Source organism: Microcystis aeruginosa NIES-2549 (assembly GCF_000981785.2).
Taxonomy (GTDB): domain Bacteria; phylum Cyanobacteriota; class Cyanobacteriia; order Cyanobacteriales; family Microcystaceae; genus Microcystis; species Microcystis aeruginosa_C.
Genome location: NZ_CP011304.1, coordinates 2,250,723 through 2,263,604, shown reverse-complemented (window position 1 = coordinate 2,263,604; position 12,882 = coordinate 2,250,723). Strand labels below are relative to the sequence as shown.

Sequence of the window (12,882 nt, the reverse complement as noted above, 5' to 3'; positions counted from 1 at the left end):
AAAACTTTTTCGGCCAACCCTATCTAGACTACACTTTTTAAGTAGCTAGACACAATTAATTACACATACTTTTGCCTTTTGCCTATCCTAACCAAGAAGTTAATTTTGTCCTATTACTTTATTACTCATGAATCCCCTCGTTAATTATTTTCGCAACCTGCAAGAAATCCACTCCTCCCAAGCAGCAGTAAAAGAAACCTCTTACTACGGCACTCTTGAAACTCTCCTCAACGAAATCGGTAAAACCCTAAAACCGCGAGTACGCTGCATTATCAACCTCAGAAATCAGGGTGCGGGATTGCCGGACGGGGGACTTTTTAACGTCGATCAATTCCCCAAAAATCAAGAATTAGAACCTTTTACGGCGATTTTTCCCGAAAGAGGTGCGATCGAGATTAAGGGAACCAAAGAAGATATCAAAAAAATCGCCGCCAGCGAACAAGTACAAAAATACTGGCAAAAATACGGTCAAGTATTAGTCAGCAATTATCGCGATTTTCTGCTCATCGGTCGCAATAGCCAAGGTCAACCGGTAGAATTAGAAGCCTATAGTTTAGCCCCGTCAGAAGCCGAGTTTTGGCTAAAAACCTCAAATCCATCCAAATTTGCCGCTGAACACGGTGATAGCCTCTTAGAATACCTAAAGAGAGTGCTTTTACAGGCGGCTCCTATCACCTCACCGGCCGATGTTGCTTGGTTTCTTGCTTCCTATGCGCGGGACGCAAAAGCACGCTTAGAACATCATTCCGATCTTCCTGCTCTGGCCAATATTCGTCAAGCTTTAGAAAATGCCCTAGGTATCAAATTTGAACGGGAACAGGGGAATAAATTTTTTCGTTCTACCCTCGTGCAAACCCTCTTTTATGGTTTATTCTCCGCTTGGGTATTATGGCACAAGCAAAACCTCAATCGCGAGGATAAAGAGGATAAGTTCGATTGGAAATCCGCAGCCCACCATCTCCATGTTCCCATGTTAGCGATCCTATTTGAGCAGATCGCCGCACCGAGTAAGTTAAAATCTTTGGGATTAGTAGAAGTCTTGAATTGGACCGGTGCAGCTTTAAATCGAGTGCGACGAGAGGAATTTTTTCGTCAATTCGATGAGGGACAAGCGGTACAGTATTTCTATGAACCATTTTTGCAAGCTTTTGATCCCGATTTACGCAAAGAATTGGGAGTTTGGTACACTCCTCCGGAAATTGTTCGCTATATGGTAGCGCGAGTCGATCGAGTTTTGCGAGAAGAATTAAATATCGAGGACGGTTTAGCTAATCCCGATGTTTATATTCTCGATCCTTGCTGTGGCACTGGTGCTTATTTAGTCGAGGTTTTGCGCTATATTACCGATACTTTACAGGAAAATGGGGCGGGTGCTTTAGCCATGGCTTTGGTGAAAAAGGCAGCCATAGAAAGAATTTTCGGTTTCGAGATTTTAACCGCTCCTTTTGTCGTCGCTCATCTACAATTAGGTTTATTCCTGCAAAGTTTGGGTGTACCTTTAATAGAAGATAGTGAACGGGTGGGGATTTATCTGACTAATGCTTTAACTGGTTGGCAACCTCCCGATGAGGAAAGTAAACAGAAAATTCAACAGCTACAATTGAGTTTTCCAGAGTTAAATAAGGAACGAGAGGCAGCTGATGAAGTTAAGCGCGGTAAACCGATTTTAGTTATTCTCGGTAATCCTCCCTACAATGCTTTTGCTGGAACCAGTCCCGCAGAAGAAGCAGGTTTAGTGGAATTGTATAAACAGGGTTTAATCTCCGATTGGGGGATTAAAAAGTTTAATCTGGATGAGTTATATGTGCGCTTTTTTCGTTTAGCGGAAAGATGTATTTCAGAAAATACTGGTAAAGGGGTTGTTTGTTATATTTCTAATTTTTCCTATCTCGGTGATCCTTCTTTTGTGGTGATGCGACAAAGATTTTTACAAGAATTTGATCGTCTTTGGTTTGATTGTCTCAATGGGGATAGTCGCGAAACAGGAAAGTTAACCCCTGAAGGTAATCCCGATCCTAGTGTTTTTTCTACTCAATACAATAAGGAAGGAATTCGAGTCGGGACAACTATCGGACTAATGGTAAGAAAGGAAGTAAGGAATAAAAATGTTGATGTCTATTTTCGCCATTTCTGGGGAGTTGCTAAACGAGAACAGTTATTAGATAGTTTAAATAATCAAGATTTTGATTCTTTGTATCAAGTCTCTAACCCAGAACAATCTAATCGTTATTCTTTCCGTCCCTCCGATGTTTCTTCTCACTATTTAGCATGGCCAAAGTTAACAGATTTATCTGATGAAGCTCCAATTACAGGTTATAAAGAGAATCGAGGCTATAGTTTTATTGATAGTGATAAAACTATTCTTTCGGAAAGGATAAGTAAATACTTTGATCAAAATGTTTCATGGGAAGAATTAGCATCACTTAATACAGGTTTAACTAAAGATGCAGCTCGATTTGATGCCAAAAAAGCAAGAGATAAAGTCTTAAAGTTACGCGAAAAATTTAATCCTCAAATGCTGTTACCTTATCTGCTCAGACCCTATGAGGTTAAGTGGTGTTATTATACTCAAATTAGACCGCTTTGGAATGAGTCTAGACCTTCGCTATTTATTCATCAATTTCAAGGTAATTCCTTTTTAGTCAGTCGTCCTGCTGGTGTTGCCTCTCCCGAAGGAATACCATTTTATTTTACTAACTGTTTAGGAGACTTTGACTTTATTAGAGGTCATGCTTATCACTTTCCTATACGATTACGTCAAAATTCAGAGAAGGTGAAGACAGAAGATAATACTCAAGGAAAATTATTCGATTCCAGTAACTTGAATATTCCTTCAATAAAAGCCAATCTTTCAGAAAAATCTCGTCAATACTTAAATGAACTGGGTATTAATAATCTTGATGAAAATATCGAGAATGCTTCCTTAATTTGGCTGCACTCGTTAGCGATTGGGTACTCCCCCTTGTATCTTGGGGAAAATGCCGACGGTATTCGTCAAGACTTCCCAAGGATTCCCCTTCCCAATAGCCAAGAATTATTAATTAAATCTGCCGAACTAGGACAAGTGATCGCATCTCTTTTAGACACAGAAAAACCCGTTATAGGAGTCACCAAAAAACCGACCCCTGCACTGCAAAAAATCGCCTTGATTTCCTGCACTGATGGGGGAAATTTAAACCCAGATAAGGGGGATTTAATTATTAACGTCGGTTGGGGACACGGGGGGAAAAATGGCGTGACAATGCCGGGTAAAGGAAAAGCGATCGCCAGACAATATACAACCGCAGAAATGAGCGTAATTAGTCCAGAAATGCGAAAATTATTAGGAACAACCACCTATGATATTTATCTCAACGATCGAGCCTATTGGCAAAATATACCAGTCCGGGTGTGGGAATATACCATCGGGGGTTATCAAGTCATTAAAAAATGGCTAAGTTATCGCGAGGAAAAATTATTAGGACGGGGATTAACTATCGCAGAAGTGCAGGAAGTCAGCGAGATGACTAGAAGAATTACTGCGATTATTCTCCTAGAATCAGACCTAGATGATAACTACCAAAATATCAAAACAGCCGTGTATTCTTTTTAATTAGGGTTGGCTGATTAAATCTAAAAACCTTGTGGGATAAGACTTTTAGACTTTTTTGAGATCAAAAAATGCCAGCCATTGGAGTGATCGGGGCGAAATTTTGACTTTTTCCCTGAAAATTAGGTAATTGACCACCTGAAAATCGGTAAAACCCCACACCCCACACCCCACACCCTACCCCCACGAAAAACTTTTTGCCGCAAACCCTAATTATTGCCCCCCCCAATAGCCATCATTGCTCCTTGCGAGCAGCGAATCATCAATAATTTCTTTCTAAACGGCAAAACAGATAAAAATTTTCTATCAAAAAACTGGCAAAAATTGGCAGGACGAAAAATGCTGATCAGCTTGGAACATCTGAGATAGAGCATCGTCAATCTAGACATTCAAAATGTCACCAACTTGCCGTGATCCCGGCGCTAATGGTCAGAGGGAGACTTGCATGATTTCAAAATCTAAGTTAATCTCTCCTAAAAGTCACCTTTAGGTATTTTGACTAAAAAGAGAGTTGCCTAGCTTCTACTCTAGCCTCAAGGCTAATGCTGAAAGCTAGAATCATCGACCTAATCGACTGGCTCTAGCTAACTCTTTACACCACAGGAGGTCTGTTTGAAAGAGACTTTTATCCACAACACCATGACATCCGCTACCCCAGAACAGAATTACACCGCTGAGTCTAACCGAGTCCGTTACTCAGTTGCTCTACTGGGATTAGCACTCTCCCTGGGAGTACCTAGCATTCTCAACTCCACCTCGGAATCAGCCCAGGCCGCCAATTCTGTACCCTTAGAATGGGAATTGATCGATCTGTCCCCAAAAGCCAAAGATGGGGGTAAAGAACTAAAAGAACCGCAAATAATCCCATCCCAAGCACTGGCTACCGTCAAATTCATCGCCACATCAGTGGTTGAGCATCAGGTAAAACCGGGAGAATCCCTGTGGAGTTTAGCCGACACCTATCAAACCACCCCCACAGCGATCGCTACCCGCAATAATCTCTCCCCCCATTCCGATTTGATTATCGGACAAACTTTAAAAATACCCACTCCTGAGCAGTTGCCCCCGGCAGCCCCGGCAGCAACTCCTGAGCAGTTGGATAGTTCCTCTGCTAGTCTCCGTCAAACCCGTCAACGTCTCCAAGAAAGTTTGGCCGCCTTACGGACCGAGGAAACCCCCCATCAGTCCCATTCTGGGGAAACGGTAATCGTCACTGAAACCACCGCTCTCGTTCCCGATAATTCGCCAACTAGCGTCGAGATTCCCGTTATCGCTCCCGAAGAATCCCCCCAACCAACTAGCCAGGTGATCCCGATTCCCGTTCCCACCCCTGAAAGCGATCGCCCGATAGCCACAATTCCCCTTAATCCTCCCTTGACTAGCAGACCGGAAATTCCCAGCGTTGCCCTACGAAATCCGGCTCCTGTGACTGAAATTCCCGCCGTTCCCAATCCTAGGGTCATAGTTCCCCCAGAAAACCAAGTTTATCGGGTTCGGCCCGGGGATACCTTAAACACGATCGCTCGCGCTCTCGGCATCACCCCCGCCGAATTAGCTAGGGAAAACGGCATTGACAACCCCAACCGGATTAAAGTCAATCAAACCCTAGTGGTTCCCGACCGCTCTGCCAACGCTAGAGTTAATCAAAATCTTACCCCCTTAGTCGGCGAGCGCCCTAGGTTGTCCTTTAACCCCAGCAATCGACAAAATCCGCCCGCGGAAACTGTCACCACGGAGACGGAAGAATTCCCCGAAAATATCACCGGCAGCTATCGGGAAAGATTGCGCCAAGAGGTGGCTAATCTGCGGGAAACTAACCTTTCGGAAACCCAGAAAAGTATCGCTATTCCCGTCGATAATCCCCCAGAAACTGTCGAGGATCGGCAAATAACCGCTAATCCCCAATGGACCGCCCTTCGTTCTCGTTCTAACCAAAGCAACCCCCCCCAGATTATCGGTTCGGCTCCTACTAATGTGGAAGAATATAATGACCGCCTACGAATCCCCGTCGGCGAAACCGTAGAACCTTCCCTTCCTCCCCTCGCTAATCCTGATGAGCATTTACCTAATCCCGCCCCTATTTTTACCGGCTTTATCTGGCCCACCAGGGGTGTGTTAACCTCCGGTTTCGGTTGGCGCTGGGGCAGACCTCATCGCGGCATCGATATCGCCGGTCCAGTGGGTACGCCAGTTGTGGCGGCGGCTGCCGGTGAAGTAATCTCCTCCGGTTGGAATTCTGGCGGTTATGGCAATCTGGTGAAACTGCGTCACCCCGATGGTAGCGTCACTCTCTATGCCCATAACAGCCGTCTGTTGGTGCGTCGCGGCCAAACTGTTGAGCAAGGCGAGCCAATCGCCCAGATGGGTAGCACCGGTTTTAGCACCGGCCCCCATCTACATTTCGAGGTTCACCCCTCCGGCCAGGGCGCAGTTAATCCCATGGCTTTCTTGCCAGGCAGACGTTAAAGAGGGCAAAAAAGGGAAGAAAAAATCTTCCCTTTTTTGCTCTTGTGCAATTGGGTGACTGTGTGTTATGATTGATAGCTGTGTAAAGAACGGCTTAGTAGCTCAGTTGGTCAGAGCAGGGGACTCATAAGCCCAAGGTCGGCAGTTCAAATCTGCCCTGAGCCATTTTAGGAAAACCTAAGTGTAGAATTTTAGAAATACAGAATCTTGCTTGAAGATTATCTCGTTCCCCAGTTCTACCTGATCACTGCCCCCCACCAAAGCCTTTTTTTTGATTTCTGGAAATTCGCACCCATAAGTATGGGAAAGGGCTTGACTTAGGCGGCGGTTTGCGCTATGCTTTTCTTATAATGGGAATCTGTGCAAATTTTAGTGATTGTCAATATTTCCATTATGAATAAAATCTTTTAAAAATATTATCTCAAAATCTCCCCAGAAAAGCAAGCAAAATTTTGCCAATAATTGTTAAGTTTTGTTAAAAAGAAATGGAGAGATCAGCGCAGAAGGGATCACCGCCGAACAAAAACAGGATTTAATTCGACTTTTATCTCGTTCCCAGGTTCTACCTGGGAACGCTCCTTTCAGGTTCTACCTGATCACTGCCCCCCACCAAAGCCTTTTTTTGATTTCTGGAAATTCGCACCCATAAGTATGGGAAAGGGCTTGACTTAGGCGGCGGTTTGCGTTATGCTTTTCTTATAATGGGAATCTGTGCCAATTTAGATGATTGTCAATATTTCCATTATGAATAAAATCTTTTAAAAATATTATCTCAAAATCTCCCCAGAAAAGCAAGCAAAATTTTGCCAATAATTGTTAAGTTTTGTTAAAAAGAAATGGAGAGATCAGCCTTTATTTTTTCCCTTGCAGTAGGCCAAAACGAATTAAACCCGACTCGTAACCGCGCCGCATTAACCCTAAAGATAAAGCTCCTTGGATAGTAGTGTAACCGCTTGCTAACAAACCAGCGATCGCATCTGTGGTTAAGGCCGAATCAATCACCACATCCCAAAAGGCCGCCACCGATAGGGACCAATCATCGGTTTTTAGGTCTCGAAAGCCAACTTCACGGGCAATATCGGCGTATTCTGGCAAAGAAATCACATAGGGCAGACAATAAACCTGATAAATCTCGTTTAATAGTTTAATCTCCCCTTCCGTTAAATTACCGGCCAGGGAAGTGGTGGGACGATGACACCAAGTAGCCATCAAAAAAGTCCCCCCGGGCTGCAAAACCCGATAACATTCCCGCAGAAATTGCCTTTTATCGGGCATATGTTCGCCACTTTCCAATGACCAGACCAGATCAAAATTATCGTCAGGAAAAGGGGTTTTTAGGGCATCAGCCACACAAAAACTGACTTGTTCTTCTAAATTGAACTCTTGCGCTCTTTGGCTGGCTCTAGCGGCTTGTACCGGGGAAAGGGTAATCCCCACCGCTTGACTGTGAAATTTTTCGGCCAGATAAAGGCTACTGCCACCAATACCACAACCTACATCGAGAATCTGATTAGCACCGGTGACAGCACCCCAAGTTAATAATTCTTCTATTAAATCAATTTGTGCCTGACGGCGATCGAGTTTAATCTTGCCGCCGCGACCGTAGTAACCATGGTGCATATGTTCGCCCCAAATCCTTTCCCATAGTCCACTAGAGGAGTCATAAAAATCGGCTATTCGTTGATAAAGTTCCATGGTGATTTCCTAGTTGACGAGGGGCGCTCTTGCCAGAGAGCCAAAACACTTACTTAACCCTAACCCGAAACTCTCGGCAAAGGACAAAACCCTTGAAAGTCTATCAATGGCTAGGTGGGGTGAAGACGATCAAACCCGACAGCAACCCCGAAAATCGTGTCAGAATAGATCATTGTAGTCACTGATGATCTTTGAGAAAAATATTTATATGTTAGGACGGGACAGCTACGATTTAATCATTGTCGGGGGCGGTATAGTCGGGACCACCCTAGCGGTGGCTTTAAAAAATACAGGATTAAATATCGCTATGATCGAGGAACGTCCCCTAGAGGTGGCCGCCTCCCGTCGTCAAGCTTATGCCCTCTCGCTGATGTCGAGCCGGATTTTTACAGGCTTGGGTATCTGGGATAAAATCTCGCCCAGTATCGGTAAATTTCGTCATATTCGCCTTTCTGATGCCGATTACCCGATTTTTGTCCCCTTTGTGGTCGATGAGCTAAAAACCGATTATTTGGGCTATGTGGGCGAACATCAAGTGATTTTAACCGCCCTGCACAAGGCCAGCCAAGATTGCGATCGCATTGACTGGTTATCCCCTGCTAAAGTCTTAGAAGTGGAGTACGGAGCAGAAACAGCCACTGTCACCCTGGAAGAAGCCGGTCAAACCCGAAAAATCACCACAAAATTAGTCATCGGGGCCGATGGGGCCAGATCCGCTATCCGACAAGGGGCGCAAATTAAAACCAAAGGTTGGAAGTATTGGCAATCCTGTGTCGCTTTCACCATTAAACATCAACTCGATCGCAACGATACCGCCTTTGAAAGATTTTGGCCCACCGGTCCGATGGGCATTTTACCGCTCCAGGGTAATCGCTGTCAGATCGTTTGGACAAATCCCCATGGGGAAGCGAAAAAACTGCAAGAAATGCCCGAAGGGGAATTTCTTGACAAATTAGAGGCATATACGGGGGGATTACTGGGAAAACTGGAATTAGTTAGCTCCCGCGCTCTCTTTCCCGTACAGTTAATGCAGAGTGATACTTATGTTAAACCCCGACTGGCTTTAATTGGTGATGCTGCTCACTGTTGTCATCCCGTCGGTGGTCAAGGTTTAAATTTAGGCATTCGCGACGCAGCCGCTTTAGCGCAGGTATTAAAGGAAGCAGTAGAAAAGCAAGAAGATATAGGAGCGCTTTCTACCCTAAAATCCTACGAAAAATGGCGTAGATCGGAGAATTTAGCGATTTTAGGCTTCACGGATTTTCTAGATCGCCTGTTCTCCAATAACTGGCCGCCTATCGTTGTCATCCGTCGTCTCGGATTGGCAATGATGCGCGGTTTCCCCCCGTTGAAATTGTTTGCCCTGCAATTAATGACGGGACTAAAAGGACGTATTCCCCAATTAGCTAGGACTTGCTGAATAAATCTAAAAACCTTATTGGGTAAGACCTTTAGACTTTTTGTCAATCAAAAAGTCCCAGATATGGGAGTGATCGGGGGGAAATTTAGGCACTTTTTCCCTGAAAATTAGGTAATTGGCCACCTCAAAACTGGTAAAACTCTACACCCTACACCCCACACCCCACACCCCACACCCCACACCCTGTCCCCACGAACAACTTTTTGCCGCAAACCCTAGCTAGATAGCCGGCCACTAATTCCGGGGATGGGGGAGAAAGGAAGAAAAAAAAAGCTTGCAAAATGCCGCGATTATCGCTATGATGGTTAAGGTTCAATATCGGGGCGTAGCGCAGCTTGGTAGCGCACTACTTTGGGGTAGTAGGGGTCGTGGGTTCGAATCCCGCCGCTCCGATTGCAGGAAAACAGAGAGTTAGGTAGGGATGCAGCCAATCCCTACTTTGTCCTGTTTACTCGAAATTTTCTTAATTTATCAGCCTTTCTGATCAAGTTAGTTCACCATTAGGATCACTGCTCTAGGAGAAAATGTCTCATCAAATATCAGCTTACGGTTCCTGGAAATCACCGATTACCTCCGATCTAATTGTGGCAGCATCGATTAGTCTTGGCGGTGTAACTCTAGATGGAGAAGATATTTATTGGTTAGAAGGCAGACCACAGGAAAAGGGGCGAAATGTTTTAGTTAAATTAAACCCCGACGGCACAACCACAGAAATCACCCCAGCACCTTTTAATGTGCGAACTCGTGTCCATGAATACGGGGGAGGTTCCTATCTAATTGTTGCTGGAATTATCTATTTTTGTAATTTTGCCGACCAAAGAATTTATCGCCAAACTGCTGAGAGTTTACCCCAACCTCTGACCCCAGAAAATTCCTGTCGTTATGCGGATTTAATTCTCGATGAATTTCGCAATCGTTTAATCTGTGTTTGTGAAGATCATAGCCAAAAAGATCGGGAACCGGTTAATAGTATTGTCAGCATCGATGTGGATACAGGAGAAATAGAAACTTTAGTATCTGGCGATGATTTTTATACCTCTCCTCGCTTAACTGCCGACGGTTCTCGATTAGCTTGGATTAGTTGGAATCATCCTAATATGCCTTGGGATAGTTCTTTTCTCTGGGTGGCGGATATTAATAATCTTTATTTGAGTAATATTCGGGTCATTGCTGGTGGTGAAAATGAGTCGGTGTGTGAACCGCGCTGGTCTGCCGATCAACAGTTATATTTTACCAGCGATCGCAATGATTTCTGGAACTTTTATTGCTTTAAATACGATGAACAAATAGAACAAGTTCTCGAACCCATCGAGGCTGAATTTGCCTATCCTCATTGGGTTTTTGGTTTATCTAACTACGGTTTTGCTGGGGAATCCCAGATTATTTGTAGCTATACAAAAAATGGTCGTTGGTATTTAGGAAGTATCGATACTGTTAATCGGGAATTTCGAGAAATTATTACTGCTGATACTAACATTTCTTCCCTACAAGTTAGCGATAACAAAATAGTTTTTATTGGCGGTTCTTTCAGGGAAGTAACGGCGGTTGTCTCAATGGATTTAGCCACAGGAACGAGAGAAATTCTCAAATCTTCCAGTAATTTAACTATTTCTAGCGATTATTTCTCGATTCCGGAAATGCTCGCTTTTCCCACCAGTCAGGGACTAACGGCCTATGCTTGGTATTATCCGCCCAAAAACCCCGATTATACCGCCCCCAATGGCGAATTACCGCCCCTTTTAGTCAAAAGTCACGGTGGACCGACGGCTGCGGCCACCTCTAGTTTAAGTCTGCGGGTGCAATACTGGACCAGTCGCGGTTTTGGCTATCTAGATGTCAATTATGGCGGTAGTACGGGTTATGGTCGTCAATATCGTCAGCGTTTGCAGGGAAATTGGGGAATTGTCGATGTGGAAGACTGCATCAACGGGGCAAAATATTTGGTTAATCAGGGATTAGTCGATGGGGAAAGATTGGCAATTTCTGGAGGCAGTGCCGGTGGTTATACAACTTTAGCAGCCCTAACTTTTCATGATACTTTTAAAGCAGGAGCTAGTTATTACGGAGTTAGTGATTTAGAGGTTTTAGCCACCGATACCCATAAATTCGAGTCGAGATATTTAGATAAATTGGTGGGACGTTATCCCGAAGAAAAGGAAATTTACTATCAGCGCTCGCCTATTCATTTTACCGCTCAGTTATCCTGTCCGGTGATCTTTTTCCAAGGTTTAGAAGATCGGGTGGTTCCACCCAATCAAGCGGAAATGATGGTAGAAGCTCTAAAAGCAAAAGGTTTACCCGTCGCTTACGTTCCCTTTGCGGGAGAACAACATGGATTTCGTCAAGCTGAATCGATAAAACGAGCATTAGATGCAGAATTTTATTTTTATTCCCGTCTCTTTGGTTTTACTCCTGCCGACAATTTAGAACCCGTAGAAATTAAGTAGTCGTGCCAAGTTAATTTCCTAGGTCAGTAATCGGTGAACAGGATATCTAGACCTAATATTATCTAAAGACTAAAAGTCTTTCTAGTTAAGAAACTTCCCTGAATAGAAATGATTTTAATTGCCCCATGTTTTTCTTCGTCGCCTACCCACGATTCAGACATATTTGAGGAGAAATCGAGCAAATAGGTCGAGTTCGTAACTATTCTGATTGACTGGTATCATTTGAAATGACTACACAGCAATCGGCTCATAAAATTGGCCGATTGTCAACAGCGTTTGAGATGCGCTTACCCTTTTCTAGGTTGCCAGTGATTGCTTGACCAAGAACAAGAGGTAAGGCAGCGTAGGATTATTTTTTAAGATAAATACGAACTCCTTGAACTTCATCAACTAGCCGATAATTTTCATTGATAACCCTAGCAATTTCAGGAAAAACTTCGTGTCCCTGAGTTTGTCTATCGGTAAAGAAAAACATTCTTGGAGCTACAGCATCAACAAATAACTTAGCATTAGAATTAATGAAATCCTCCGCGTATCTTTGCAGAAAATATTCTTGCAGTGAACCTGGTTTGATTTGCCAAAGAGAAACACTATCTCTTATCGCCGGTACCAAACCCGTGTCAACATATAGCTCTGATGCCCATCCCCAGACCGCCATAGATTCACCAGGAGAAGCATACTTGAGAATAGTTTTTGCAATCGGACTAAGATAATTTCTAGCAAATCTTCGGCGATTATTAAGGTAAACATTATCTGATGTTATCGTTGTGGCAAATTGTAAAAAACTACTAGCAACTGTAATAAAAATTACACCTGTTAAAAGAGAGAAATTTAAGTTTGAACGGGTTAATTTTGACACTTGTAAGACTTGTGCCAGTTCACCTATAAAAACACCGATGAGAAATCCACTAGGTATGATTAGAAACAGCAAATAATGAGTAAACCCGTTCCCCGGTCTGATAATTGAATAACTCGATGCTGCCCAAATAAATAAACTGTAATAGACAAAGCAAAATGTCTGGTACTTTTCTTGATTTTGGCTTAAGGAAACACGCTTTAATATCAGAAATGGTACTCCTAATATCAAGACAATTGCTGTTAGTAAAAATAATATCTGTGTATCTTGCACTCTCCTTAACATCCCAAGAAATATGTTAATTTTTCTGAAAAAGCTTAGTTGATTTACGTTTCCCATCAAACCATCTGTAGAATAAATCAATAAATTCTGTTGTATGTAAGATTTCCAGAAAGCATCATATATTGAG

At 43.5% G+C, this 12,882-nt stretch carries 7 protein-coding genes and 2 tRNA genes; 6 read left to right on the top strand and 3 right to left on the bottom strand.

Features of this window, described 5'->3' with window-relative positions; all coding sequences use genetic code 11:
* Nucleotides 1-127 precede the first annotated feature (127 nt).
* The 3 genes from myaer_RS11125 (at nt 128) to myaer_RS11115 (ending at nt 6,220) form a co-directional block, all read left to right on the top strand.
* Nucleotides 128-3,592: a type ISP restriction/modification enzyme gene (locus myaer_RS11125; protein ID WP_046662137.1), complete on the top strand. Its 3,465-nt coding sequence runs from the start codon at nt 128-130 to the stop codon at nt 3,590-3,592.
* 636 nt (nt 3,593-4,228) lie between these two features.
* Nucleotides 4,229-6,055 (top strand): peptidoglycan DD-metalloendopeptidase family protein, encoded by a 1,827-nt coding sequence (locus myaer_RS11120; protein WP_046662136.1) that lies wholly within the window; start codon nt 4,229-4,231, stop codon nt 6,053-6,055.
* Nucleotides 6,056-6,146: 91 nt separating this feature from the next.
* Nucleotides 6,147-6,220: transfer RNA gene (locus myaer_RS11115), tRNA-Met, on the top strand.
* A 687-nt stretch (nt 6,221-6,907) separates the two neighbouring features.
* Here myaer_RS11115 and myaer_RS11110 read toward each other — a convergent pair.
* On the bottom strand, nt 6,908-7,750 hold the full coding sequence (locus tag myaer_RS11110; RefSeq protein WP_046662135.1) for a methyltransferase domain-containing protein: 843 nt from the start codon (nt 7,748-7,750) through the stop codon (nt 6,908-6,910).
* Nucleotides 7,751-7,958: 208 nt separating this feature from the next.
* Here myaer_RS11110 and myaer_RS11105 point away from each other — a divergent pair, with 208 nt between their 5' ends.
* Complete coding sequence (locus myaer_RS11105; RefSeq protein ID WP_046662134.1) at nt 7,959-9,170, top strand: FAD-dependent hydroxylase; 1,212 nt, start codon at nt 7,959-7,961, stop codon at nt 9,168-9,170.
* Between the two features lie 148 nt (nt 9,171-9,318).
* Here myaer_RS11105 and myaer_RS21330 read toward each other — a convergent pair whose 3' ends face one another.
* Entirely contained in the window at nt 9,319-9,486 is a 168-nt protein-coding gene (locus tag myaer_RS21330) for a hypothetical protein (RefSeq protein WP_158524797.1), read from the bottom strand.
* A gap of 3 nt (nt 9,487-9,489) precedes the next feature.
* On the opposite strand from myaer_RS21330, the gene myaer_RS11100 reads away from it, so the two are divergent.
* Together myaer_RS11100 and myaer_RS11095 are read left to right on the top strand one after the other, a co-directional pair.
* A tRNA-Pro gene (locus myaer_RS11100) sits at nt 9,490-9,563 on the top strand.
* Between the two features lie 131 nt (nt 9,564-9,694).
* Complete coding sequence (locus myaer_RS11095; RefSeq protein ID WP_046662133.1) at nt 9,695-11,617, top strand: S9 family peptidase; 1,923 nt, start codon at nt 9,695-9,697, stop codon at nt 11,615-11,617.
* 349 nt (nt 11,618-11,966) lie between these two features.
* On the opposite strand, the gene myaer_RS11090 is transcribed toward myaer_RS11095, so the two are convergent.
* Nucleotides 11,967-12,746, bottom strand: a complete 780-nt coding sequence (locus myaer_RS11090) for a hypothetical protein (RefSeq protein ID WP_149039028.1) — start codon at nt 12,744-12,746, stop codon at nt 11,967-11,969.
* Nucleotides 12,747-12,882: the final 136 nt, after the last annotated feature.

Bases quoted from the DNA above. Each gene is read 5' to 3' on its own strand.
- myaer_RS11125 (WP_046662137.1), top strand. From the start codon at position 128: ATGAATCCCCTCGTTAATTATTTTCGCAACCTGCAAGAAATCCACTCC.
- myaer_RS11120 (WP_046662136.1), top strand. From the start codon at position 4,229: ATGACATCCGCTACCCCAGAACAGAATTACACCGCTGAGTCTAACCGA.
- myaer_RS11110 (WP_046662135.1), bottom strand. From the start codon at position 7,750: ATGGAACTTTATCAACGAATAGCCGATTTTTATGACTCCTCTAGTGGA.
- myaer_RS11105 (WP_046662134.1), top strand. From the start codon at position 7,959: ATGTTAGGACGGGACAGCTACGATTTAATCATTGTCGGGGGCGGTATA.
- myaer_RS11095 (WP_046662133.1), top strand. From the start codon at position 9,695: ATGTCTCATCAAATATCAGCTTACGGTTCCTGGAAATCACCGATTACC.